Annotated in this window: 20 protein-coding genes and 3 tRNA genes; 11 read left to right on the forward strand and 12 right to left on the reverse strand. The window is 61.8% G+C overall.

Features of this window, described 5'->3' with window-relative positions; translation table 11 throughout:
• Positions 1–9: 9 nt before the first annotated feature.
• Positions 10–642, forward strand: coding sequence for a GTP cyclohydrolase II (gene ribA, locus C8E02_RS11985; protein ID WP_211329240.1), 633 nt, complete (start codon positions 10–12; stop codon positions 640–642).
• Between the two features lie 64 nt (positions 643–706).
• Entirely contained in the window at positions 707–1,219 is a 513-nt protein-coding gene (locus C8E02_RS17460) for a hypothetical protein (RefSeq protein ID WP_170152156.1), read from the forward strand.
• A gap of 68 nt (positions 1,220–1,287) precedes the next feature.
• Here C8E02_RS17460 and C8E02_RS11995 read toward each other — a convergent pair.
• The 4 genes from C8E02_RS11995 to C8E02_RS12010 all read right to left on the reverse strand — a co-directional run bounded on the left by C8E02_RS11995 (position 1,288) and on the right by C8E02_RS12010 (position 2,474).
• A tRNA-Ala gene (locus C8E02_RS11995) sits at positions 1,288–1,363 on the reverse strand.
• A 7-nt stretch (positions 1,364–1,370) separates the two neighbouring features.
• Positions 1,371–1,446, reverse strand: a tRNA-Glu gene (locus tag C8E02_RS12000).
• A 6-nt stretch (positions 1,447–1,452) separates the two neighbouring features.
• Positions 1,453–1,528: transfer RNA gene (locus C8E02_RS12005), tRNA-Ala, on the reverse strand.
• A 67-nt stretch (positions 1,529–1,595) separates the two neighbouring features.
• The gene (locus C8E02_RS12010) at positions 1,596–2,474 is read right to left on the reverse strand and encodes a L,D-transpeptidase (RefSeq protein ID WP_120811004.1); all 879 of its coding nucleotides are present in this window, start codon (positions 2,472–2,474) and stop codon (positions 1,596–1,598) included.
• A gap of 150 nt (positions 2,475–2,624) precedes the next feature.
• Here C8E02_RS12010 and rlmD point away from each other — a divergent pair, with 150 nt between their 5' ends.
• Positions 2,625–4,163, forward strand: coding sequence for a 23S rRNA (uracil(1939)-C(5))-methyltransferase RlmD (rlmD, locus tag C8E02_RS12015; RefSeq protein WP_120811006.1), 1,539 nt, complete (start codon positions 2,625–2,627; stop codon positions 4,161–4,163).
• A gap of 147 nt (positions 4,164–4,310) precedes the next feature.
• Here rlmD and dsbD read toward each other — a convergent pair whose 3' ends face one another.
• Positions 4,311–6,068 carry a protein-disulfide reductase DsbD gene (dsbD, locus tag C8E02_RS12020; RefSeq protein ID WP_120811008.1) on the reverse strand — a complete coding sequence of 586 codons (1,758 nt, stop codon included), beginning with the start codon at positions 6,066–6,068 and terminating at the stop codon, positions 4,311–4,313.
• A 128-nt stretch (positions 6,069–6,196) separates the two neighbouring features.
• Between dsbD and C8E02_RS12025 the strand changes: the two genes are divergently transcribed.
• Positions 6,197–6,982, forward strand: coding sequence for an alpha/beta fold hydrolase (locus C8E02_RS12025; protein ID WP_120811010.1), 786 nt, complete (start codon positions 6,197–6,199; stop codon positions 6,980–6,982).
• A 1-nt stretch (position 6,983) separates the two neighbouring features.
• Here C8E02_RS12025 and mnmC read toward each other — a convergent pair whose 3' ends face one another.
• The 4 genes from mnmC to C8E02_RS12045 form a co-directional block, all read right to left on the reverse strand.
• Positions 6,984–8,972 carry a bifunctional tRNA (5-methylaminomethyl-2-thiouridine)(34)-methyltransferase MnmC2/FAD-dependent 5-carboxymethylaminomethyl-2-thiouridine(34) oxidoreductase MnmC1 gene (gene mnmC / locus C8E02_RS12030; RefSeq protein WP_120811012.1) on the reverse strand — a complete coding sequence of 663 codons (1,989 nt, stop codon included), beginning with the start codon at positions 8,970–8,972 and terminating at the stop codon, positions 6,984–6,986.
• A gap of 206 nt (positions 8,973–9,178) precedes the next feature.
• Entirely contained in the window at positions 9,179–11,149 is a 1,971-nt protein-coding gene (acs, locus tag C8E02_RS12035; RefSeq protein ID WP_120811014.1) for an acetate--CoA ligase, read from the reverse strand.
• 79 nt (positions 11,150–11,228) lie between these two features.
• Positions 11,229–12,908, reverse strand: a complete 1,680-nt coding sequence (locus C8E02_RS12040; protein WP_047967424.1) for a cation acetate symporter — start codon at positions 12,906–12,908, stop codon at positions 11,229–11,231.
• Positions 12,905–13,213, reverse strand: a complete 309-nt coding sequence (locus C8E02_RS12045; protein ID WP_047967425.1) for a DUF485 domain-containing protein — start codon at positions 13,211–13,213, stop codon at positions 12,905–12,907. The genes C8E02_RS12040 and C8E02_RS12045 overlap by 4 nt, the downstream gene beginning before the upstream one ends.
• A gap of 318 nt (positions 13,214–13,531) precedes the next feature.
• Here C8E02_RS12045 and C8E02_RS12050 point away from each other — a divergent pair, with 318 nt between their 5' ends.
• Entirely contained in the window at positions 13,532–14,428 is an 897-nt protein-coding gene (locus C8E02_RS12050; protein ID WP_120811016.1) for a LysR family transcriptional regulator, read from the forward strand.
• Positions 14,429–14,457: 29 nt separating this feature from the next.
• Positions 14,458–14,934 (forward strand): hypothetical protein, encoded by a 477-nt coding sequence (locus tag C8E02_RS12055; protein WP_120811018.1) that lies wholly within the window; start codon positions 14,458–14,460, stop codon positions 14,932–14,934.
• 254 nt (positions 14,935–15,188) lie between these two features.
• On the opposite strand, the gene C8E02_RS12060 is transcribed toward C8E02_RS12055, so the two are convergent.
• On the reverse strand, positions 15,189–16,073 hold the full coding sequence (locus C8E02_RS12060; protein WP_245961140.1) for a DMT family transporter: 885 nt from the start codon (positions 16,071–16,073) through the stop codon (positions 15,189–15,191).
• 42 nt (positions 16,074–16,115) lie between these two features.
• Between C8E02_RS12060 and ygfZ the strand changes: the two genes are divergently transcribed.
• The 3 genes from ygfZ (at position 16,116) to C8E02_RS12075 (ending at position 19,353) form a co-directional block, all read left to right on the forward strand.
• Positions 16,116–17,123 (forward strand): CAF17-like 4Fe-4S cluster assembly/insertion protein YgfZ, encoded by a 1,008-nt coding sequence (ygfZ, locus tag C8E02_RS12065; RefSeq protein WP_170152157.1) that lies wholly within the window; start codon positions 16,116–16,118, stop codon positions 17,121–17,123.
• A gap of 92 nt (positions 17,124–17,215) precedes the next feature.
• The gene (locus C8E02_RS12070) at positions 17,216–17,533 is read left to right on the forward strand and encodes an H-NS histone family protein (RefSeq protein WP_047967430.1); all 318 of its coding nucleotides are present in this window, start codon (positions 17,216–17,218) and stop codon (positions 17,531–17,533) included.
• Between the two features lie 143 nt (positions 17,534–17,676).
• On the forward strand, positions 17,677–19,353 hold the full coding sequence (locus C8E02_RS12075) for a hypothetical protein (protein ID WP_120811024.1): 1,677 nt from the start codon (positions 17,677–17,679) through the stop codon (positions 19,351–19,353).
• A 64-nt stretch (positions 19,354–19,417) separates the two neighbouring features.
• On the opposite strand, the gene C8E02_RS12080 is transcribed toward C8E02_RS12075, so the two are convergent.
• Positions 19,418–20,545: a M14 family metallopeptidase gene (locus C8E02_RS12080; RefSeq protein WP_120811026.1), complete on the reverse strand. Its 1,128-nt coding sequence runs from the start codon at positions 20,543–20,545 to the stop codon at positions 19,418–19,420.
• A gap of 155 nt (positions 20,546–20,700) precedes the next feature.
• Complete coding sequence (locus C8E02_RS12085; protein WP_120811028.1) at positions 20,701–21,255, reverse strand: phasin family protein; 555 nt, start codon at positions 21,253–21,255, stop codon at positions 20,701–20,703.
• 220 nt (positions 21,256–21,475) lie between these two features.
• On the opposite strand from C8E02_RS12085, the gene phaR reads away from it, so the two are divergent.
• Both phaR and rimO read left to right on the forward strand, forming a co-directional pair.
• Positions 21,476–22,045 carry a polyhydroxyalkanoate synthesis repressor PhaR gene (gene phaR, locus C8E02_RS12090; RefSeq protein WP_047967434.1) on the forward strand — a complete coding sequence of 190 codons (570 nt, stop codon included), beginning with the start codon at positions 21,476–21,478 and terminating at the stop codon, positions 22,043–22,045.
• A 99-nt stretch (positions 22,046–22,144) separates the two neighbouring features.
• Positions 22,145–23,464, forward strand: coding sequence for a 30S ribosomal protein S12 methylthiotransferase RimO (gene rimO, locus C8E02_RS12095; RefSeq protein ID WP_120811031.1), 1,320 nt, complete (start codon positions 22,145–22,147; stop codon positions 23,462–23,464).
• The last annotated feature ends 13 nt before the right edge of the window (positions 23,465–23,477 follow it).

The following is a 23,477-nucleotide window of genomic DNA, read 5'->3' on the forward strand; positions in this document are numbered from 1 at the left end:
ATCTTCCAGATGAATGCACAACAAGTGGAAGCCAACGTGACTCAGCCTGATTCTCCGGTGCGCGTCGATTATGTCGCAACCTGCCAGTTACCCACGCAGTGGGGTGTTTTCGACATGCACGGCTTTGAAGAAGTCGGAGGGCGCGAGCACGTGGTGCTGACGCTGGGCGAGGTGACTGACGGTGCGCCGCTGACCCGCATCCACTCCGAATGCCTGACTGGCGACGCGCTGTTTTCTTTGCGCTGTGACTGCGGCTTCCAGCTGGCGGCCGCGCTGGAAGCAATCGCCGCCGAGGGGCGGGGCGTGCTGGTGTATCTGCGCCAGGAAGGTCGCGGCATCGGCCTGATCAACAAGATTCGCGCTTACAAGCTGCAGGATGGTGGCGCCGATACCGTCGAGGCCAACGAACGGCTGGGTTTTCCCGCCGACATGCGCGATTTCCGCATCGCGCGCGAGATGCTGGCGCATCTGGGGGTGACGGCGGTGCGCATCATGACCAACAATCCGCGCAAGATCGACACTCTGGAACAGGCCGGCATCGAGGTGGCCGAGCGCGTGGCGCTGCAGGTTGGCCGCAATGCCTACAACGACCACTATCTCGACACCAAGAAAGCCAAGCTGGGTCATTTGTTCGGTCTTTGACTTCATGATCCGGCAGGCTGGCCGATAAGGTCAGTGTCGGGCATGACAGGAAAGGGCGTGTGCCATGGTCAAGGTAACGGCAGTAGGGCCGGCGTTGCCGGTGGGTGAGCAGTTGCCGCGCACTCCGGAGCTGCGCCATGCGACGGGCGCCGGGCCGGCGGTGCCGCAGGATGCCTTCCAGCTCAGTCTGCTGGCACAGCATGCGCAGCAGCTGGATCCGGACGAGCATCCGGCGGCGGCGCTGGAGCTGCCGCAACTGGAGGCGGATCTGGCACACCTGTTGCAGCTGCTGGAAGAGCGGCTGTACAGCATGCGCGAGCGTGCCCTGCTCGGCGGCGGTCATCCTTCCTACGGCCTGCTGCAGGAGTTGCAGCAGGTAAGCCAGGTGTTGCAGCGGCTGGTGCCGCTATGGCCGCAGTGTGCGCGGCCGGCGTGGCGTGCAGCGGTGGCGCCGCGATTGGCGGGGATTTTCAATATCTGCCACTTCGTGTCGCGGGCGGTGACGCGGGCCGGCGAGCGCAGCGAGGTGCAGCACCTGCAGCAGGCGCTGCAGCAGAGCGAGAAGGCATTGCGCTAGGATGTGCTTGATCTGAAAATCGATCGGAAAAACAAAAAACCGGCTCGTGAGCCGGTTTTTTGTTTATTTGGTGGAGATAAGCGGGATCGAACCGCTGACCTCTTGCATGCCATGCAAGCGCTCTCCCAGCTGAGCTATACCCCCAGAATGCTGGCGTCCCCACGGGGATTCGAACCCCGGTTATCGCCGTGAAAGGGCGACGTCCTAGGCCTCTAGACGATAGGGACAAATTGTGGTGGAGATAAGCGGGATCGAACCGCTGACCTCTTGCATGCCATGCAAGCGCTCTCCCAGCTGAGCTATACCCCCACGGGACGCTGAAGAACCGGTTGATTCGTCAGCGAGGTGCGCACTATAGCCCGAGGCTTTTATGGCGTCAAGCGCTTTTCTGCTTGAGCTGCGCGTTGCGTGGCGCACGGGCGCTGTTGCTGTCCAGCTGCGGCAGTTCGGCCGGCTGCTCGTCGGTGGTTTCCGGTGGCGGGCTCAGCCAGCGCACGGTGTTGAGGGTGCCGGTGATGCGGTTGTTTTGCGTATTGCTGCAGCTGAGGCACACCGGCTTGCCGTTGCGCTCGCGGAAGGCCTGGTCGACACGCTTGCCGTGGATCGGGCGCTGGTTCTCCTGCTGCCAGTTGAGCAGGGTTTCCGCCAGCAGTTGCGGCACGATGTCGTCCTTCTTGTAGCTGTCGCGATAGGCGTGCAGCCACAGTTCGCCGGCGCTGTCCTCGCTCAGCAGCGTGGTCTGGTAGCTGATGGTGACTGCGGCGCCGATATCCACCCAGTCGGCCAGTGCCAGCGCGTTCTCGCTGCGCAGGCGCACGCAGCCGTGGCTGCGAAAGCCGGGCACGCTGGCAGGCTGGTTGGTGCCGTGAAAGCCGAGGCCGAGCTTGGTCTCGCCAAAGCGGATGAACACCGGCCCCAGCGGATTGTCCGGCCCGGCGGCGACGGTGGTCTGCACCGGCTTGCCGGCACGCGCCATCTCTTCCTGGATCGATTTCGGGACGTGCCATACCGGGTTGCGGTAGATGCCGGTAACCGCGTAGTTGCCGGTCGGGGTGTTGGTGATCATTTTGCCGACCGCCACCGGATAACTGTTTACCAGCGTGCCGTCCTGGTACAGGAAAACACGGGTTTGCGGCAGGTTGACGACCAGGTGCTGGCCGGCGCTGCTGACTAGGACATCCGGCTCCGGTGTCATGGCATGGCTGGAGATGGTGGCGGCCAGGGTGCAGGCCGCAAGCAGGGACGAAAATTTCATTCTCTGGCGATTCAGGATAAACGGATACTCCGATGTTAGCAGATACGCCGGACGGCAACATCCGCCAAATGTGGCAGTGCACCGTGCTTTTTGTGGCGCTTTCTGCGACAATTCCAGACTTTGTCTTTTGCCTTTTTACTTGCTGAAACAATGACTCAAGCGTCTGTAGTTGCCCATATCGAGTCGCTGGACCACGAAGGTCGCGGCATTGCTCGTGTCGATGGCAAGGCCATCTTCATCGATGGCGCGTTGCCATACGAAAAAGTGACTTATCAAAGTTATCGCGTCAAGAAGAGTTACGAGAATGCCGACGTGGTGGATGTGCTGAAGGAAAGCTTCCTGCGCACCGATCCGTCCTGTCCGCATTTTGGCGTGTGTGGCGGCTGCTCGATGCAGCACGTCGAGTTTTCGGCGCAGGTCGCCATCAAGCAGCGCGTACTGGAAGACGACCTTCAGCATATCGGCCGGGTCAAGGCCGAGGTGGTGATGCCGCCGATTGCCGGCGCCGCCTGGGGCTATCGCCACCGTGCCCGCCTGTCGGCGCGCTATGTCGCGAAAAAGGACGGCGTGCTGGTCGGCTTCCACGAGAAGCGTTCCAGCTTCATTGCCGACATGAGCGAGTGCCACATCCTGCCGTCGCACATCTCGGCGCTGATCGTGCCGCTGCGCGAGCTGATCGCCAGGCTGTCGATCTACAACCGCATGCCGCAGGTGGAAATTGCGGTCGGTGCCGAGCTGGACGTGCTGGTATTCCGCAATATGGACGACATCACCGAGGCCGATTTCGCCTTGCTGCAGACGTTCTCCGACTGTCACTCCACGCCGCAGCGCACGGTGCAGATCTGGTTGCAGCCGAAAGGGCCGGAGACCTGCTACCCGATCTACCCGCTGGATGCGCCGAAGCTGACCTACCGCCTGCGCGATTTCGACGTCGAGATGCCGTACTACCCGACCGAATTCACCCAGGTCAATCCGGAAATCAACAACGTGATGGTCAGCCGCGCGCTGCGGCTGCTGGATCCGCAGGCCGACGAGCGCATTGCCGACATGTTCTGCGGCATCGGCAACTTCACGCTGCCGATCGCGCGCAGCGGTGCCATCGTGCACGGCATGGAAGGCAGCGAGGCGCTGGTGAAGCGGGCGGTGGAAAACGCCACCCACAACGGCTTGCAGCACAAGGTCAGCTACGAGATGGCCAACCTGTTCGAGGTGACCGAAGCATCGTTCGCGGCACTGGGCAAGTTCGACAAGATGCTGGTCGACCCGCCGCGCGACGGCGCGATGCAGCTGCTGAAGGCGATTACCGAGGACACCGCGCCGCAGCGCATCGTCTACGTGTCGTGCAATCCGGCCACGCTGGCGCGCGATGCCGGCGTGCTGGTCAATACCAAGGGCTACACCCTGAAAACGGCGGGCATCATCAACATGTTCCCGCACACCGGCCACGTCGAGTCGGTGGCCTGGTTCGAGAAAACGGGTCCGTGCAAGACCAATGCCGAAGTCGAGGCGATGGAGGTGGCGGAAGAGGCGGTGCGCGAGGCGGCCCGTGCCGCGTCGATGGCGGCCCGCCAGGAGCGCGAGGCGCTGGCCGCCGCCGAGAAGGCGGTCGAAGTGGCGGAGAAGGTGGCCGCGAAAGAGGCCCGTCGTGCGGCCTATCTGGCCAGTGTGGCCGACAAGCCGGCGCCGTAACACGCGACACTGCACGCAGTAGTAGCAGGACAGGCCGCCGGTGCGAACCGGCGGCCTGTTTTTTTGTGCGCGAGATGGTGGTATTCGGAACACGGCGCTCGGCCGTGCCACGGCCGTCGGTTGCGGCCAACGTTGGCCGCAACGGCCTCAGCCGCCGCTTTGCTGGCGTTGCAGCAGCGGCAGGAATTCGTCGGCCGGGCTGTAGCCGATGAGACGTTGCTGCTCCTTGCCGTGGCGGTCGAAGAAGATCATGCCTGGCGGGCCGTACAGGCCGAAGCGTTGCAGCAGCGCTTGGTGCGCCGGCAGGTTGGCGGTGACGTCGGCTTTCAGTAGTACCACCTTGGCCATGGCCTGCTGTACCGCCGGGTCGCGGAAGGTGGAGTCTTCCATCTCGATGCAGGACACGCACCAGTCGGCATAGAAATCCAGCAATACCGTCTGGCCACGGGCTGCATTGAGGGCGGCATCCAGTTCGGTCACGCTGCCGATAGTGCGGAACTGCGGCTTGCTGCTGTTGCCGGCGGTGGCGCCGAGTGCCGCCAGCGGGTAGCGGGCCGATTTGGCGCCGCTGAACACGCCGATCAGCTGCAGGGTGGCGACCAGCGCCAGCAGCAGGCCCAGCGCCTTGCCCAGCTTGAGCACGGACGACGCGTTCGTTGGCAGCGGATCAAACGCTTTCAGGAACACGGCGCTGGCCAGCGCCAGTGCTGCCCACAGCAGCATCACCACGATGGCGGGCAGGAACGGCGTCGCCAGCCAGATGGCCACCGCCAGCATCACCACGCCGAACACCGCCTTGACTGTCTTCATCCACATGCCGGCCTTGGGCAGCACGTGGCCGCCAAAGGTGCCGACGATGACCAGCGGCAGGCCCAGCCCCATCGCCATGGCGTAGAGCGCGATACCGCCCAGCCAGGCATCGCCGGTCTGGCCGATATAGCCTAGTGCCAGCGCTAGCGGCGGGCCGACGCAGGGGCCGATCAGCAGCGCCGACAGCACGCCCATGCCGAATACGGTCACGATATGGCCGCCGGACAGGCGGTTGCTGGAGGCGGCGAGGCGGGTCTGCCAGCTGGACGGCAGCTGGATGGAAACGATATCGAACATGCCCAGCGCAAACACCACCATCAGCAGGCTGGCGCCGAGGATCACCGCCGGCTGCTGCAGCCACACGCTGAGCAGGCTGCCGGTCAGGCCGGCCACGATGCCGATGGCGGTGTAGCTGACCGCCAGTCCCTGTACATAGGTCAGCGCCAGCAAGAAGCCGCGACGACGGGTGAGGTGCTGGCCCTGGCCGGCAATCAGCGAGGACACTATAGGCAGCAGCGGGTACATGCAGGCGGTGAACGCCATGCCCAGGCCGGCGGCAAAGAAGGCCGCCAGCGTGGCGGCCAGGCCTTCGCGCGGCGGCGGCGAGCGGTCGCCCTGCGCGCCGGCCGGCTGCAGCCAAGGCGACAGCGCCTTGCTGTCACCGCCGATCGCGAGGGTGTGGGTGTAGGGCGGGTAGCACAGGCCGGCATCGGCACAGCCCTGTACCGTGGCCTTGAGGGTGAACTGTTGCGGCGCGTCCGGGCGCAGCGTCAGCAGCATCACGGTCGCCCCCGGCGGGTAGGTAGCCTGCTTGCCGAAGTAGGGGTCGTCCTTGGGCTTGCCGGCGGGCAAGGCCTGCTGGGCGATCAGCGCCGCCGGTATCGTCTCGAAGCGGCTGCGGTCGCGGTACAGGTAGTAGCCGTCGGCGACGGTCATCGTCAGTCGCAGCTGTGATCCCTGGCGTTCGGCGGTGACGGCAAAGGCCTGTTCCGGCGGCAGCAGGTCGTCCTGATCCAGCGCGTGGGCAAACGGGGCCAGCAGCAGGCTTAGCCACAGCAGGCAGCGGGTGAAGAGAGAGAAAATGCGCTTGTTCATGACCTTGTGACCGCCAAAACGGCGGTGCCTTGATTGGTTGTTGCGACGGTGCGGCCGTGGCTAAACGCACCGCCCATATTTTGCCAAGCAAACGCTTGATATACTATGGGGCACGAGGAGCACCTGCCATGACCCCCATCATTCATTTTGCCCACGCCAACAGCTTTCCGGCGTCGGTGTACCGCAAATTGCACCAGTCGCTGCGCGATCAGGGCTGCCACGTCGGCTACCTTGACTGCATCGGCCACGATCCACGCTATCCGGTGACCGACTGTTGGCCGCATCTGGTCGAGGAGACCGTTGCCTATATGCGCCAGCATTATGACCGGCCGGTGGTCGGCGTCGGGCACTCGCTGGGCGGTTTCATCCTGTTCTTTGCCGCCATTCGCCACCCGGAGCTGTTCAGCAAGCTGATCATTCTCGATTCGCCGCTGATGGGGCCGCTGCGTTCGCGCGGCATCTGGCTGGCGAAAAAACTGGGCTTCATCGACCGCGTGACGCCGGGCGGCAACACCCTGAAGCGGCGCGACAACTGGGCCAGCGTCGAATCGGTGTACGACTATTTCGCGCGCAAGCCGATGTTTGCCCGCTTCGATCCCGACTGCCTGCACGACTATGCCGCGTTGGGCACGGTGGCGACGGCCGATGGCGGTCGCCGGCTGAAATTCCGGCCGGTGATCGAAAACGCGATCTACAACACGCTGCCGCATTCGCTACCCCGCTACAAGGGACAGCTGCGGGTGCCGACGGTGTTTGTCGCCGGCGAGGACAGCGATGTGCTGACGCCGGCCGATCTGGCCTTTATGCGCAAGCACTTCGCTGTGAACATCGTTGTGCAAAAAGGTTCGCACCTGTTTCCGCTGGAGCAGCCGCAGGCCACGGCCGAACTGATCATGGCGCAACTGGCCGGCTGACTCAATCGCGGTGTTTCTGGCGGATCAGGTCGCGCACCAGGAAACGGCTGGGGTTGACGGCATCCATGATGCTGCTGGGTAGCGGCGCCGGCTCGTCGTTCAGCAGGCTGGCGATGATTTCGCCGGCCAGCGGTGCGGTGACCATGCCGCGCGAGCCGTGGGCGGTGCTGACATACAGCCCCCTGATCAGCGGTGCTTCAGCAGTCAGCTTCAGCGAAGCGTCGCGCGCCAGCGGCTGGTAGCAGTCGAGGAAGGCGTCGCGATCGACGACGGCGCCGACCATCGGCAGGTAGTCCGGGCTGGTACAGCGCAGCGCAGCGCGGCCGTGGCACTGTGCCGGGGCGATGGCGTCGCCACCCAGCGCCTGGTAAAGTCGTGGCGCCATGCCGGCCAGCATCGCCAGGTTCTCGGTGTGCTCGGCGTCGTTGGCTGCCAGATCCTCGTACTCGAACTTGAAGGTGGCGCCGAGGCAGTGCCGACCCTGGCGTGCCGGGGCGATATAGCCCTCGCCGCACAGTACGGTCTGCAGCTGGCCGCTGGCGGCGGTCGCAGCCAGCTCGGTGACCTGGCCACGGATGCGCTTCACCGGTAGGTAGTAGGTCGGGTCGAATTGCATGGTGTCGTTGGCGGTGGCGACCACGGCAATGCTGCCGATCGCCAGCGGATCGCTGCTGCCCATCGCCACCCAGCCGCCATCGGACGGGTTTTGCGCCAGCTCGGTCACCGCTTCCCCCAGACGCAGGGTGATGTTGGGGTGATCTAGCAGCGTGTTGACTAGGCTGGGCGGGTTCAGCCAGCCGCCCTGCTCGAAATAGAGGCCGCCTTGGCTGACCTCGATGCCGGCGATGGCGGAGGCTTCGGCGGCATCGACGCGGCGCAGGATGTGCGGCGACAGCCCGGCGGCGGCCAGTCCTTGCTGGCGTTTCTCTTCGGCCGCGTCACCGGCCAGCTGTAGCACGCCGCAGCGCCGCCACTGTACGCCGTCTTCCGGGAGCAGCTGGCTTAGCGTGCGCAGGGTGTAGCCGTAGCCGGACAGCACCAGCTGGGTCAGCGGGGTGAAGTGTGGCGACAGCTTGGTGTACAGCACGCCCTGCGGGTTGCCGGAGGCTTCCTGCGCCGCCAGCGGGTGGCGGTCGAGCACGGTGACCTGCCAGCCGCGGTTGGCCAGGCTGCGCGCGACGCTGGCTCCGGCGATGCCGGCGCCGATTACCACCGCGCTACGCTCGCTGATGGTTTGCTGCGGGAGTGCATACCATGGTGCCCGCCACTCGGCGTGCGGCGGGTGCTGCAGCTGACCGCGTGTCATGTCCCGCTTCTTGCCATGGCCGGCGACTTTTTCGATGCTGAAGCCGGCGTCTTCCAGTCCGCGACGGACGATGCCGGCGCTGGTGAAGGTGGCCAGCGTGGTGCCGCGGTGCGACAGCCGTGCCAGCTGCTGGAATAGCGCCGGCTGCCACATCTCGGGATTCTTGGCCGGGGCAAAGCCGTCGAGGAACCAGGCGTCGATGCGCGCCTCCAGCTGCGGCAGGGTCTCCAGTACGTCGCCGATCAGCAGCGTCAGGATCACGCGGCCGTCTTCCAGCACGAAACGGTGCCAGCCCGGCGCCATGGCGTCGTATTGCTGTTGCAGCGCCGTGGCCTGGGCGGCCAGCTCCGGCCACATCGCCTGTGCCTGCGCCAGGTCGGCGGCGGTGAGCGGGTGTTTCTCGGTGCTGACAAAAGACAGCCGCGCGCTGGCGGGCGCGTGCTGCAGGAAGCATTGCCAGGCGACCAGGAAGTTCAGGCCGGTGCCAAAGCCGGTCTCGCCGATGCTGAACAGCTGCTCCGGCGCCAGCGCCGCGAAGCGCTGCGGCAGCTGGTTGTGCTCGATAAACACGTGACGCGTTTCATCAAGGCCGCTTTCCCGGGAAAAGTAGACGTCGCCGTAATCGGCGGAAACGGGTTGACCGGTGCTCCAGTCAAGACGGGCGGGCGGAAAAGCTTGGCTCATGATGGGGTGCTGACTTCGCGAATGGCCGGTGCGCAACCGGGCAGGGGTCTGTAAATGGCTGGGCGCTATTGTCCGGCAGCCGGGCGGTCGCCGCAAGGTTGGCCGCAGGCGGATTGCGGCCAACCTTGTGCTGCCGCAAATAAAAAGAACCGCACGGTGATGCAGCACGCGTGCGGTTTACAAGGACAGCTAGGGGGAGAGGCCGCTCAGCTGGCACTCTCCTGCAATTGGCTCAGGATCTGTGGATTTTCCAGCGTCGACACGTCCTGCGCGATTTCCTCGCCGCGGGCGATGGCGCGCAACAGGCGGCGCATGATCTTGCCGGAGCGGGTCTTCGGCAGGTTATCGCCGAAACGGATGTCGTCCGGCTGTGCCAGCTTGCCGATCTCGTGCGCCACCCAGTTTTTCAGTTCAGCGGTCAGGCGCTTGGCTTCTTCGCCGGTCGGGCGCGGGCCTTTCAGCACCACAAAGGCGACCACCGCCTCGCCCTTGACCTCGTGCGGCTTGCCGACCACCGCGGCTTCCGCCACCAGCGGGTTGGCCACCAGTGCCGATTCGATTTCCATGGTGCCGAGGCGATGACCGGACACGTTCAGCACATCGTCGATACGGCCCATGATCCAGAAGTAACCGCTTTCGTCGCGGTTGGCAGAGTCGCCGGCGAGGTAGTACTGGCCGTTGAACTCTTCCGGGAAGTAGGTGCTCTTGAAGCGCTCCGGGTCGTTCCAGATGGTACGCACCAGCGATGGGAATGGCCGCTTGATCACCAGGAAGCCGCCCTTGCCCGGTTCTACCGGGGCGCCGGACTCGTCGACGATGTCGGCCATGATGCCGGGCAGCGGCAGGGTGCAGGAGCCGGGCTTGGTGGCGATGGCGCCGGGCAGCGGCGCGATCATCGCGGAGCCGGTTTCGGTCTGCCACCAGGTGTCGACGATAGGGCAGCGCTCGCCGCCGACCATCTCGTAGTACCACATCCACGCCTCGGGGTTGATCGGCTCGCCGACGGTGCCGAGCAGGCGCAGGCTGGACAGGTCGTACTGTTTCGGCAGTTCGGCGCCGAGCTTGATCAGGGTGCGGATCGCGGTCGGCGCGGTGTAGAAGGTGGTGACCTTGTGCTGCTCGATCATGCGCCAGAAGCGGCCGGCATCGGGGTAGGTCGGCACGCCTTCGAAAATGACCTGGGTGGCGCCCATGCCCAGCGGGCCGTAGCAGACGTAGGAGTGGCCGGTGATCCAGCCGACGTCGGCGGTGCACCAGAACACATCGCTGGGCTTGTAGTCGAACACCCAGCGGAAACTGTTGAGGGCGCCGAGCAGGTAGCCGGCGCTGCTGTGCTGGATGCCTTTCGGACGGCCGGTGGAGCCTGAGGTGTACAGGATGAACAGCGGATCGTCGGCCAGCATCCATTCCGGTTCGCAGGATTCCGGCTGGCCGTCGATCAGCTTGTGCCACCAGATGTCGCGGCCGTCGTGCCAGGTGCTGGCGCCGTTATTGGTGCGCTGGTAGACCACGGTGGCGATCACCGTTTCGCTGCCCGGCATCGCCAGCGCTTCGTCAACCATCGCCTTCAGCGGCACGATCTTGCCGCCGCGCAGGCCTTCGTTGGCGGTGACCACCACCTTGGCACCGGCATCCTGGATGCGGTCGTGTACCGCGCCGGCGGAGAAACCGCCGAATACCACCGAGTGAATGGCGCCGATGCGGGCGCAGGCCTGCATCGCGACGATGGCTTCGATCACCATCGGCATGTAGATCACCACGCGGTCGCCTTTGCTGACGCCCAGCGACTTCAGGCCGTTGGCAAACTGGCAGACGCGGCGGTGAAGCTCGGAATAGGTGACGCGGGTGACGTCGCCGTCATCCGCTTCGAAAATGAGGGCAATCTTGTTGGCGTTGACGGCCAGATGCCGATCCAGACAGTTGTAGGAGACGTTGAGCACGCCATCGTCGAACCATTTGAAGAACGGTGCATTGCTGTCGTCCAGCACGCGCGAGAACGGCTTTTTCCAGCTGATCAGCTCTCGCGCCAGATCCCCCCAGAAGGACAGGTAGTGATCGTCGGCCTGTTCGCACAGCGCGTAGTAGGCGTCCGGCCCGGAAACCGTGGCCTTGCGGCGGAAGTCTTCTGCCGGGTCAAAGCTGCGGGTTTCGCGCAGGATGGAGTCAAGAGTAGACATAAAGCGTTCCTTGCAAACATGATTCGCGGACAGCAACTGGCCGCACCCGTACGGGTGCGGCCATTTTTACACGACTCGCTTAGTGTTTGGATGCACCTGCGGCACCAATACCGGTCATCGAGCGTACGAACTGTGCTTCGAACTTGGCTTTTTCTTCAACCGCCGACTTGGACTTGTCGAGTACCGAGATCAGCCAGGTGAACACGAAGGCCAGGGTGATCGAGAAGATCGCCGGGTTCTTGTACGGGAACAGTGCGGTTTCGTGCTTCAGCACGTCTACCCATACCGCCGGGCCCATCACGATCAGGCCAACTGCGGAGATCAGGCCGATGAAGCCGCCGACTACCGCGCCGCGAGTGGTCAGGCCTTTCCAGAACATGGACAGGAACAGTACCGGGAAGTTGGCGGAAGCGGCGATCGAGAAGGCCAGACCAACCATGAAGGCGATGTTCTGCTTTTCGAACAGCAGGCCAAGCAGGATCGCGATCACGCCCAGTACCACGGTGGTGATCTTCGAGACACGGATTTCGTCGGCTTCGTTGGCTTTGCCCTTCTTGATTACGGAGGCGTACAGGTCATGCGATACCGCCGATGCACCGGACAGGGCCAGACCGGCAACCACCGCCAGGATGGTGGCGAAGGCAACTGCGGAGATGAAGCCGAGGAACAGGTCACCACCAACCGCGTTGGCCAGATGGATCGCCGCCATGTTGCTGCCGCCGATCAGCTGGGTCACTTCCTTGCCGTTCTTGACCACGGTTTCCATCATCGATGGCTGTTCCAGCAGCAGCATGATTGCGCCGAAACCGATGATGAAGGTCAGGATGTAGAAGTAGCCGATGAAGCCGGTTGCGTAGAACACCGATTTGCGGGCTTCCTTGGCGTCGGACACGGTGAAGAAGCGCATCAGGATGTGTGGCAGACCGGCGGTACCGAACATCAGTGCCAGGCCCAGCGAGATCGAGTCGATCGGATCAGCCTTGCCCGGTGCCATGATTTCGGCGCCTTTGGCGTGGATGGCGACCGCTTTCTGGAACATCATCTCAGGGCTGAAGCCAACGGTGGCCAGTACCATGAACGCCATGAAGCTGGCACCGCCAAGCAGGATGACGGCCTTGATGATCTGAACCCAGGTAGTAGCCAGCATGCCGCCGAAAGTGACGTACATCACCATCAGGATGCCAACCAGGATCACCGCGGAGGAGTAGCTCATGCCGAACAGCAGCTGGATCAGCTTGCCGGCACCAACCATCTGCGCGATCAGGTACAGCGCCACCACCACCAGGGTGCCGGTCGCGGCAAAGGTCCGTACCGGCGTCTGTTGCAGACGGTAGGAGGCCACGTCGGCAAAGGTGAACTTGCCGAGGTTGCGCAGGCGTTCAGCCACCAGGAACAGGATGACCGGCCAGCCGACCAGGAAGCCGATGGAGTAGATCAGGCCATCGTAGCCCTTGTCGAACACCATTGCCGAGATACCGAGGAAGGAGGCGGCGGACATGTAGTCACCGGCAATCGCCAGACCGTTCTGGAAACCGGTAATGCCACCACCGGCGGTGTAAAAGTCACTGGCGGAGCGGGTGCGTCGCGAGGCCCAGTAGGTAATGCCCATGGTGAACGCGACAAACAGGAAGAACATGATGATGGCGTGCCAGTTGGTCGCCTGCTTGGTGACTTCGCCTTCAAAGGCGCCGGCGGCCAGTGCCAGAGCCGGCAGGCCGGTCAGTGCGGTGGCGCAGAGGGTTTTCGTCCAGCTTTTCATTGTTTGGCATCCTCGACGATTTGTTGGTTCAGTTGGTCAAACTCGGTATTGGCCTTGCGGACATAGATGCCGGTCAGGACGAATGCCGAGATGATGATGAAAATGCCAACCGGAATGCCGACCGTAGTGGTTCCGCCCGACAGCGATGCACCAAGCACATTGGGTGCGAAGGCCAGCACCAGGATAAAGCCGTAGTAGATAGCCAGCATCAGGATACTCAGCTGCCAGCCAAGGCGGGTCCGCTTGTGAACAAGCTCTTTGAATTTGGGGTTGCTTTGTACCCGTGTAAGGATATCTTCATTCATCGTTGTCTCCTCCCATTTCTCGCCGGCCGCAAGTGCGGTTAGCGTGTGCCTGCAATCTAAAAGTCGACTCGTCGATGTGGCTAATCGTTTTTTCTGATAACAGGAATTAACGTCACCGTTTTTTTCGAGAATTTTTCTTTTGTATTAGGTACTTGCGTTCGAGTATTTACTTTATTGATGGAGGGTATCAGCAATCGTTATCCAGCTTTTTGTGTGCATACCTTGTGGGTTGGTGGGGAACTTGTACAAAATGGCCAAAACCCCGCCTTTGCGATGCAAAAGTAGCGCGCCCTCAGCCGATCAGGAGAGTCGTCCAGCATGGAAATCTACCAACTGCGCACCTTTGTTACGGTGGCTCAGCAAGGCCATCTGACTCAGGCTGCCGAGCTGCTTCACTTGTCGCAGCCGGCGGTGACGGCGCAGATCAAGGCCATTGAAGAAGAAGTCGGCATGTCCTTGTTCGAGCGCACGGCGGGGGGGGTGGTGTTGACGCTGGCGGGGCAGGAGCTGCTGCCCCGCGCGCAGGACATTCTGGTTTCGGCGCGGCAGCTGCTTGACCATGCCCGCAGCCTGAAGGGGCCGCTGACCGGCAAGGTGCAGATCGGCATTGCGCTGACCCCGGACGTGCTGCGGGTCGGCCCCTGGGTAGCCGGCCTGGCCGAGCGCTTTCCCTTGCTGGAGGTGTGTCTGCATCAGGGTGTTACCGGCGACGTGCTCAATGCGGTGCGCAAGAAAGAACTGGACGCCGGTTTCTATCTCGGCAAAAACCCCTACGTCAACGTGCACACCCTGTTGTTGACGCAGCTGCGCTTGCGCATCGTGATGCCCAAGGGCTGGCTGGCGCGGATCAATGCGGCCAACCCCAAGGAGCTGGGACGTCTGCCGTGGGTCGGCATTTCCCAGTTTTCCAGCCTGTCGAAGATCGTGTCCGAGCTGTGGCGGGAGCTGAACATCGCCCCGAAAAAGGTATCGGAATGCGACAACCTGTTTACCGCTTCCGAGCTGGTGCAAGCGGGTGTCGGCCTCGCCTTGCTGCGCGAGGAAGATGCGCTTCGCGCCGTCGAGCGCGGCGTGGTCGATCTGGTGCCGGAGATCGTGAAGATGGCAGAGCTGCAGTTCGTCTATCCGGCCGACCGGGCCGACGACCCGATTCTGCAGACGCTGGTTGCCGGCCTGCAGCCGGTGTGGGGCCTGAACAGCAACCTTGTTGTCTGATGTCGTCTTACCTTATCCAGGGGCATACCATGGCAACGGTTTTTCAGCAGTATCTCGATGCGGTACAGACCAATCAGCAACGCATGTTGGCCGCACAGGCCGATTGCTGGCGTAGCTGGTGTCAGCTATCACAGCCGACCGACGGTGCACCGGGCCTGATCGGGCAACTGGATGCGCCGATGATGTCGAGCGCCTCGGTATTGCAAGCCTCTGCCGATGCGCAGCATGACCTGCTGCTGGTGCTGGAACGCTGGTTTGGCGAACAGCAAAAAACCTGGCTGCGGCACTCGCCGTTGCTCTCGGCTGCACCCTGTGTGCTGCCACTGGACCTCGGCTTTTCCGGCTACCTGATCGCGTCGCGTGCCAGCCGCCAGATCCAGCATTTTGCTTCCACCCGCTTTTCCTATGCCACGCTGTCCGCGGTGCGTGGCGCCCACCACGCCTATCGCAAGTGTCGCAATAACCCTGTTGCCGCTTCGGTGTTTTATCCGCGCCCGGCAGTCTAGAATGGCGGGGTCGTGTCTGAGCCTTGCTTGCCAGACCGTCGTTCCGTAGTCCTGCCGCGGATTTCCTTGCCTGTACATCGTTGCCTGTCGTGATGTCGCCGGACTACATGAGCACAGTCTGACAGCAGTGCCGGGGCGTCATCTTTAGCCGCTTCCGTTTGCTGGCGTTGCCCCGTGTCGGCTTGTCGGCTTGTGCGCCATACGCCAAGCCGGCCCGAAGCGGATGCTGCCGCGGACCGCGGCAGACTGGCCGGTTAGCGTCCGCGGCTGAGCGAGCCGATGGTGGCGCCGAGCAGGATCAAGGCGCCGGCAATCCAGGTAATGGTGTTCAGTTCGCCCAGCCCGCTGACCGCCAGGATCAGGGTGGAGAGCAAGGGGGTGAGGTAGGACAGCGCGCCGATCTGCTTCGGGTCGCCTTCCTTCATGGCCTTGTCCCACAGGAAGAACGATGCGCCCAGCGGCCCGACCCCCATCAGCAGCAGTGCCAGCCATTCCTCGTTGTTGGGAACGATTGCCGGCTCGAACAGCCAGTGGCAGAGTGCGGCAAGCAGGCTGGAAAGCAGGCAGAAGCCGCCGACCGCCGCGTTAGGGAACGGTGGCAGCTTGCGAGTCGCCAGGCTGTAGCTGGACCAGGTGAAGGCCGCGGCGATCGCGAACAGGTAGCCGATCGGCAGGCTGTCGGCAAAGTCGAATTGACCCTTGCTGACAATCAATACCGCGCCGCAAAAACCGATCGTTGCCGCCAGGATGTGGCGGCCGGTCAATTTGCCCAACCCGAACAGCGGACTAAGCACGACAATCAGCAGTGGCCACAAATAATTCAGCAGATTGGCTTCCAGTGCCGGTGCGGTGCGAAAAGCGGTAAACAGCAGGCAGTGATAGCCGAAGATGCCGGCGACGCCAATCAGCAGGGTGCCCGGTGCCACTCGCCAGTCGCGGATGCGGTGAATGGCGAGCAGGCTGCCAATAAAAAGCGCCACAGCGGTGACCAGAAATGGCGGCAGGCGCTGGGTAAATGCCCCTAACGCGGCTAGGGAAGACCACAGTAAAATAGCGAGTAATGCTGGCAGTAAAGTGAATTTTTTCATCCGCAAATCATAACGTGGCCGACATGGAATGGATAGCCGGCCAACGGACATTTACGGGGCGTGATGAGGTCCGTAATTCAGAAAGGAACAGTAATGAACCAGTCGCAGGTATTGGCTTATTTGAGTCAGCATGGTGCCATGCTCGATGCCGATGGTGATGTGGTGTTGGCCAATGGCGAGAGCCAGCAAGAGTTGTCATTCGAGCAGGATGGCCATGCCGTACTCACCCAGTTTGTTTTGTTGAAAGTACATGGCGACGATGCTGAATCGTTCCTGCAGGGGCAATTTTCTTCCGACGTAAAATTACTGGACGGCAGCGTGGCGCAATGGAGCAGTTATTCCAATGCCAAGGGCCGGATGCAGGCCAGTTTCCTGTTGTGGCGCATTGAGCAGACCTTTTTCCTGCTGCTGCGAAAAGATATTGCCGAGGCTTTTCGTCGTCGCCTTTCCATGTTTGTCCTGCGTGCCAAGGTGAAAGTCGAAGTGGTCGACAGCGTGATTGTCGGCGAATACTTGGCCGCAGCGGAAACTGGCCGCCCGGCTTTTGAACCGGCCTTGGCGGGTACTGCCGAGCACGCGGTGGTGTCGATTGGCGAGCAGATCCGTATTACCTGTCTGGGGGCGGATGAGGCCGCCGCGCTGCCGCAGTTTGCCGGTAAGCTGCTGGCCAGTCGCCTGTTTGACGCCTTCTTTATCCGTGCCGGTATTCCCTGGGTGTCGCAGGCAACCTATGAAGCATTCGTGCCGCAAATGGCGAATCTGGATCTGATCGGTGGTATCAGTTTCCGCAAGGGATGTTATCCAGGTCAGGAAATTGTGGCGCGTACTCAGTATCTCGGCAAAGTGAAACGCCGCATGTTTGTGGTGGAAGTAAATGCCGACGAGTGTACGGCCGGCATGGATGTGCAGGTTGAAGCAACCGGTGAGCAGGCCATCGGCAAGGTGATGCTAAGCGTGCCATTGGCAGCAAAAAAATATCTGGCACTGGTAGTGATGCAAATCTCGGCCTGGGAGGGGCAGCCTTATCTTGCCGGTGTGCCGCACTCGCAATTGTTGCGGCTGGAGGCGCCGTATTTAATCCCTGATTTGCAAGAGGGTTAATTCAGAATTTAATATAGTGCTTGACGCAGAGCGGCTGGTAATCTAATTTTCGGTATATTCTGGCTGGCTTTGTTTATTGAAGGGGGGGTTAAATGGATTTGAGTACACTCGATTTTGCCGAATTGCTGCAGCTGAAAAATGACGTTGATGTTGAGGTTCGCCGTCGCGAAGTAGAAGAAAAAGCCAAAGCCAAGAAACAGATTCTTGAAATTGCCAAGGCTTATGGCTTCAGTGTTGAGGATGTGCTCGGCGGCAAAGTGGCACCAACGGCCAGTGGCCGCAAACCGGTAGAAGTCAAATACCGTCATCCGAACGATGAATCGCTGACCTGGACCGGTCGCGGTCGCAAGCCGTTGTGGGTTGTCGCACTGCTGGATTCCGGTATTGATCTGGATAGCTTGCGCGTATAAATGAGCTGACGGGTTGTGGATAGCAAAACGCCGTGTGCAAACACGGCGTTTTCTTTTGCAGCGGAACATTCACGATTCATTATAGAATGCGCTGGTAATGAGAGCCTGCTTGATTGTGTGAGTGCTTAACTTCGGTTTAGGTCATGGCAAAACTGGATTTTTTTTCGTTCGGCGATAAACGCAAATCCCATCCTCTTGATGACGTCAAGTCGGTAACCGAGTGGTACGCCGCGACCCAGCGGGAGTTTGCCGCTGGTAGCCATGACCAGATCACCAAGCTGCTGTCGCAGTTCAATCAGGACATCGACAGCCCGAGCGTCGCCACGCTGGAGGCCATCATCGAGCTGGACCGACTGGGGCACATCGCGCACCAGCAATTGTGCGCCCAGTATCTGAGCTCCAAGCTATTGCCTGCCATCGAGCTGCAGCAGCGGGCGCAAATCCTGTCCTATGGCCGCCAGCTGGTGGCTGCCTTCCAGCGCTTCATGAGTTTCGATCCCGAGGGCGAGGAAGCACCGCACATCCGGCTGCTGTTGCCGCTGGTGATCGGCAAGATGCTGTTCTATCTCACCGAGAATGCGCTGTGGCATTACTACCGACACGCCTCGCTGGACGATGTGATGTGGAGCAATGTCAACCAGCTGTTCCGCTATGCCGAAGAGCAGGCCATTGATGCGGTGCCGTTGCAGCTGTTCCCCGGCGAGGCAACCACGACCATCCATGACCTGTATCTGGCGTTCCTGATGACCTCGCTACTGAACAGCGGCAACCTGACTTCCCGCCAGATTCACCTCGCCTATCAACTGGCGCTGATGCTGTCCAACCGCATGACGTTGTCCCGCGATCTGTCCGGGGAGAGCAGTTTCATCGTCAATATCCAGCATGCGTCTCCGCCGAGTCGTGCGCACAATGTGCCGCAACTGCAGGGTATTCGCGTCTGGTCCACCACGGAGCTGGTTGATCAGCTGAATGCCTGGCTGGCGGTGTATGACGGCGGCGCCACGCCGCAGGCGCTGCGCGAGCGTTTCAGCCGGGGTGTTGATCCGGGCCTGCTGCGCTTCCTGGTGCGGGAGTGGGCGGTCAAACCGTTCCGCTTCGAGCGTGCGGAGCGGGTGCCGGTGGCCAGCAAGCAGCTGGAGGTTGGCCGCCTGCTGAGCGGGGTGCACCGGCTGGTGCGCGAGTATGAGGAATTCCTGGCACAGGGCGATCGCCAGGAAAGCCCGTCGGTCAGTGTCGAAGAGGTTGCCGAAATCCGCATTTACGGTTTCCTGACCGGGCGCCGTCGTGAAAAAAACGTGGCCCAGGACGAGGTGGTCAAGATCGCCACCGGCACCGAGTTGCAGTTGTGGGATATCGAGAACCAGAGCGACAGCGGTCTGGGAGTGTCCTTGCCGGCGGCAGGTGCGGAGTGGCTGTCACTGGGGGCATTGCTGGCGACGCGAGAGGCCGGGCAGCAGGCTTGGAGCCTGAGCATCGTGCGTCGCATCAAGCGTGACGACAAGGAGCGCATGTACCTCGGTTTGCAGCTGCTGAGCTCGCGGCCGGTGGCGGCGTACACCAAGGCGGAGAACGGTCGCAATGCCGATCCGACCCTGCCGGTCGGCATGGTGTGGAATCAGGGCGAGATCGCCCTGTTTGCCTCGGCGATGAAAGGCGGCGTGAAGTGCAATACCCTGCTGATTCCGCTGTTCAGCTACGCACACGGCAAGAAGCTGCAGATGTTTGCCAAGAACAAGGGCTTTCTGGTGGCGCTGGGGCGGGTGCTGGAAAAGGGCGCCGACTGGTGCCAGGTGGAGATCGAGCTGATCCGGCAGCTGTAGCCGCTGCCGCCAAATAAAAAGCCACGATGTGCATCGTGGCTTTTTTATTGCGTGTCGTGCTGCTTCAGCGCAGGTCTTTCAGCACGCCGTAAATGGCGCTCAGGCTGGCTTCGCCAAGACGCAGGCTGCGCTGGCCATTCCAGCCGAAGTCGTCGTCCGGCAGGTTGTCGTTGTCCTTGAACGGCATTTCCAGGGTATAGGCCAGGCAGTTGAACTGGTTGCCGACCCAGGCCGTCGCCATCGCAAGGTTGGCCGCACCGGGGGCGTCCTTGTCGTAGCCGTGCTCATCCTGGAAGTCGGGCGATGCCACGCGCAGTTGCTGCTTGAACGCGGTTTCCAGTGCCGCGATGCGCTCGTTGTAGCTGGGCACGCCTTCGGTGCCGGCGACAAACACGTACGGAATCGCCTCGTCGCCGTGGATATCGAGGAACAGGTCGACGCCGGTTTCCAGCATCTTGTTGCGGACATGAAACACTTCCGGACTGGTTTCCAGACTCGGATTCAGCCATTCGCGGTTCAGGTTGGCACCGGCGGCGTTGGTGCGCAGGTTGCCGAGAATGGCGCCGTCCGGGTTCATGTTCGGCACCACGTAGAAGGTGGCCCGGTCCAGCAGTGCGCGCGAAGTCGGATCCTGGGTGTCGAGCAGGCGGGTGAGCAGCCCTTCGACAAACCATTCCGCCATCGTTTCACCGGGGTGCTGGCGGGCGATGACCCAGATCTTGAGGTCGGACTCGACCTCGTGGCCGATGGTCAGCAGGTTGACGTCGCGTGCCTGCACCGTCGAGCCGAGATCGGATACCTGGCACAGGCCGGAGCTTTGCGCCATGCCGATCAGGTTCAGGTGCTGCTCGTGCGAGTACGGCTCGAAGTAGGCGTAGTAGATGCTGCCGGCCAGCGGAACGTGTTCGATCACCAGCTCGTCGCCGTCCAGATAGGTCGGCACGCGGAACCAGTTGACGCGATCGTAGGACGCCACCGCCTGGTAGTCTTCCCAGCCCTTGGGATAGGCCGTTTCCTTGATGTTGAGGAAACGCAGCTTGCACAGCTCGTAGGCGGCACCCTGCAGCCGGAAGTAAAACCATTGGGCAAAATCGGAGGCATTATCTTTGCGGATGCGAAGCTGAATGTCTTCAAAGTTATTGAGCGCGATAACCTCGATACTGCCGGCGTCGAAATTGCTGCTGATTTTCATGCTGCGGTATGTCCGTCTGTTACTGGTAGCCGGTTATTGTAACGCGTTGCGCTGCCGGCGGCACGCTTGCCGTGGCCGCGCGCGGCGCCATGAAAAAACCTGCCACGGGCTAGCGGTGGCAGGTTGTGCTGGCCATTGCGGCGCAATGGCGTATTTCAGGCTGCGGACGAGCGCTTGGCGGCGGTTTTCACGGCATCCACGGTGGCGCTGTTGGCGGCCTTGACGCTGGAGTCGGCAAACTCGGCAACTTGCTGTGCGGCCTTGGTCATCGAGTTGATCGCGGCGGCGCTGGCGGCGATGCCCGATTTCAGTGCGTTGACGGCGGTTTCGGAACCGGCAGGTGCATTCTTGCTCAGCAGGTCGATGTTGCTGATTACCGACTTGTTCAGCTCGTTGAAGTTGCTTTCCGCGATCTTGCCCAGTTCGGCCTGGGTTTCGGACACGATGTCGTACACGCTGCGCGAATTGGCGACAGCCTGTTCCAGATTCTGGGTGGCCAGCTTGTTCAGGCGGGTCAGGGCATCCTGTGGTGTTTTCAGGCTGCTCAGTTCGCGGGTCAGCTTGACGTTTTCTTCCAGCGACTGCTTGGACAGCTCGAAATTGAGCTTGACCAGGCGTTCAGTACTGTCCAGGGAGATTTGTGCGGCGCGGAACAGTGCCTCAAAACCATTCAGGGACAGTTTGCTCAGTTGTTCGGTTGGATTGATCATTTGGGATACCCTCACTCGCTGTTGATGTAACTCGGTCTGGTCCGGTGTGTCGTCATTGTTGTTGTACTTTTTTTGTCGCATCATACCGGTCTGTTGCGCTGCACAATGACAATTTGATAGTAGCGTAACTTCGAAATCGGTGCCTAGAAGTTTTGCTCTACCGTGTTGCATTTATGATAATGTGGCGCCACACAACAGAAAAATAAGCTGGGAGTGTTACATGAGTGTTGAAAAACGGGTCATCAAGAAGTACCCCAACCGCCGTTTGTACGATACCGCCACCAGTTCCTACATCACACTGGGCGATGTGAAGCAGCTGGTGCTGGATAATGTGGATATCCAGGTTGTGGACGCGAAAACCCACGATGACATCACGCGTGGTGTGCTGCTGCAGATCATTCTGGAAGAGGAGAACGGCGGCTCGCCGATGTTCAGCTACGAAGTGCTGACCCAGTTCATCCGTTTTTACGGCCAGGCGATGCAGGGCATGATGGGGCCGTTCCTTGAGAAAAACCTGCAGCTGTTTACCCAGCTGCAGTCGCGCATGCAGGAGCAGGCCAAGACCATCTACGGTGACAACCCGATGGTGAACGCCAAGATGTGGGGAGACTTCCTCAACTTCCAGGGCCCGGCGATGCAGAACATGATGACCAGCTATCTGGACCAGAGCACCAATATGTTCCTCGACATGCAGAACCGCATGCAGGAGCAGGCGCGCACCATGTTCAGCGGCTTCGGCTTCCCGGCCTACCCGCCTAGCCGCGACGACGACAAGAACCCGCCGAAGTAGTTTTTTTCCCGCGCGGTTTTTTCTATAATGTGCAGTTCACAGCCGGACGTTGTTGCAACGTCCGGCTTTCTGTATTGAATTTCTTCAAGGTTGTGTCCCATGTCGCACGTTGCACCAAAAGTAGGGTTTATCAGTCTGGGCTGTCCGAAGGCGGCCAGCGATTCCGAGCAGATCCTCACCCGCCTGCGTGCGGAGGGCTATGAAATTTCCGGTACTTACGATGGTGCCGACCTGGTAGTGGTCAACACCTGTGGCTTCATCGATGCTGCGGTGCAGGAGTCGCTGGATGCCATCGGCGAGGCGCTGACCGAAAACGGCAAGGTGATCGTCACCGGCTGTCTCGGCGCCAAGGGCGACGTGATCCGCGACAACCATCCGTCGGTACTGGCCGTCACCGGCCCGCACGCCACCGACGAGGTGATGGGGCACGTGCACAATCACCTGCCGAAGCCGCACGACCCGTTCGTCGACCTGGTGCCGGACATCGGCGTGCGCCTGACGCCGAAGCACTACGCCTACCTGAAAATTTCCGAAGGCTGCAACCATCGCTGCACCTTCTGCATCATCCCGTCGATGCGCGGCGACCTCGACAGCCGCCCGATCCAGAACGTGCTGGCGGAAGCCGAGAACCTGGCGAAGGCCGGCGTCAAGGAACTGCTGATCATCTCGCAGGACACCTCCGCCTACGGCGTCGACGTCAAGTACAAGCTGGGCTTCCATAACGGCCGCCCGGTGAAGACGCGCATGACCGAGCTGTGCGAGGAACTGGGCAAGCACGGCATCTGGGTGCGCCTGCACTATGTCTATCCGTACCCGCACGTCGACGAAGTGATTCCGCTGATGCGCGACGGCAAGATCCTGCCCTACCTGGACATCCCGTTCCAGCACGCCAGCCAGAAAATCCTGAAGCTGATGAAGCGGCCGGCCAACAGCGACAACGTGCTCGGCCGCATCAAGAAGTGGCGCGAGATCTGCCCGCAGCTGGTGATCCGCTCCACCTTCATCGTCGGCTTCCCCGGCGAGACCGAAGAAGACTTCGAGGAGCTGCTGAACTTCATCCGCGAGGCGCAGCTGGATCGTGTCGGCTGTTTCACCTACTCGCCGGTGGAGGGCGCAGCCGCCAACGAGCTGCCGGACCCGGTGCCGGACGCGGTGAAGGAGGAGCGCAAGGAGCGCTTCATGGCGGTACAGGCCGAGATCAGTGCCGCAAGGTTGGCCGCACGCATCGGCCAGCGCCTGCAGGTGCTGGTCGACGAGATCGACGAGGAAGGCACTGCGGTCTGCCGCAGCTACGCCGATGCGCCGGAGATCGACGGCCTGGTGTTTGTCGAGGACGCGGCCGGCCTGGTGGTCGGTGATTTTGTCGAGGTCGAAATCGTCGATGCCAGCGAGCACGACCTGTGGGGCGAGCGCGTGTAAACGCCACCCGCTG

The sequence above is a fragment of the Vogesella indigofera genome (assembly GCF_003633895.1).
In the GTDB taxonomy this organism is placed as follows: Bacteria; Pseudomonadota; Gammaproteobacteria; order Burkholderiales; family Chromobacteriaceae; genus Vogesella; species Vogesella indigofera.

Excerpts from the sequence above, each read along its gene's own strand:
- C8E02_RS12050 (WP_120811016.1), top strand. The coding sequence starts at position 13,532 with ATGGAAATCTACCAACTGCGCACCTTTGTTACGGTGGCTCAGCAAGGC.
- C8E02_RS12010 (WP_120811004.1), bottom strand. The coding sequence starts at position 2,474 with ATGAAATTTTCGTCCCTGCTTGCGGCCTGCACCCTGGCCGCCACCATC.
- rimO (WP_120811031.1), top strand. The coding sequence starts at position 22,145 with ATGTCGCACGTTGCACCAAAAGTAGGGTTTATCAGTCTGGGCTGTCCG.
- C8E02_RS12055 (WP_120811018.1), top strand. The coding sequence starts at position 14,458 with ATGGCAACGGTTTTTCAGCAGTATCTCGATGCGGTACAGACCAATCAG.
- mnmC (WP_120811012.1), bottom strand. The coding sequence starts at position 8,972 with ATGAGCCAAGCTTTTCCGCCCGCCCGTCTTGACTGGAGCACCGGTCAA.
- ribA (WP_211329240.1), top strand. The coding sequence starts at position 10 with ATGAATGCACAACAAGTGGAAGCCAACGTGACTCAGCCTGATTCTCCG.
- rlmD (WP_120811006.1), top strand. The coding sequence starts at position 2,625 with ATGACTCAAGCGTCTGTAGTTGCCCATATCGAGTCGCTGGACCACGAA.
- ygfZ (WP_170152157.1), top strand. The coding sequence starts at position 16,116 with ATGAACCAGTCGCAGGTATTGGCTTATTTGAGTCAGCATGGTGCCATG.
- C8E02_RS12070 (WP_047967430.1), top strand. The coding sequence starts at position 17,216 with ATGGATTTGAGTACACTCGATTTTGCCGAATTGCTGCAGCTGAAAAAT.
- C8E02_RS12040 (WP_047967424.1), bottom strand. The coding sequence starts at position 12,908 with ATGAAAAGCTGGACGAAAACCCTCTGCGCCACCGCACTGACCGGCCTG.
- C8E02_RS12080 (WP_120811026.1), bottom strand. The coding sequence starts at position 20,545 with ATGAAAATCAGCAGCAATTTCGACGCCGGCAGTATCGAGGTTATCGCG.
- C8E02_RS12060 (WP_245961140.1), bottom strand. The coding sequence starts at position 16,073 with ATGTCCGTTGGCCGGCTATCCATTCCATGTCGGCCACGTTATGATTTG.
- C8E02_RS12025 (WP_120811010.1), top strand. The coding sequence starts at position 6,197 with ATGACCCCCATCATTCATTTTGCCCACGCCAACAGCTTTCCGGCGTCG.
- C8E02_RS12045 (WP_047967425.1), bottom strand. The coding sequence starts at position 13,213 with ATGAATGAAGATATCCTTACACGGGTACAAAGCAACCCCAAATTCAAA.
- C8E02_RS17460 (WP_170152156.1), top strand. The coding sequence starts at position 707 with ATGGTCAAGGTAACGGCAGTAGGGCCGGCGTTGCCGGTGGGTGAGCAG.
- acs (WP_120811014.1), bottom strand. The coding sequence starts at position 11,149 with ATGTCTACTCTTGACTCCATCCTGCGCGAAACCCGCAGCTTTGACCCG.
- dsbD (WP_120811008.1), bottom strand. The coding sequence starts at position 6,068 with ATGAACAAGCGCATTTTCTCTCTCTTCACCCGCTGCCTGCTGTGGCTA.
- C8E02_RS12075 (WP_120811024.1), top strand. The coding sequence starts at position 17,677 with ATGGCAAAACTGGATTTTTTTTCGTTCGGCGATAAACGCAAATCCCAT.
- C8E02_RS12085 (WP_120811028.1), bottom strand. The coding sequence starts at position 21,255 with ATGATCAATCCAACCGAACAACTGAGCAAACTGTCCCTGAATGGTTTT.
- phaR (WP_047967434.1), top strand. The coding sequence starts at position 21,476 with ATGAGTGTTGAAAAACGGGTCATCAAGAAGTACCCCAACCGCCGTTTG.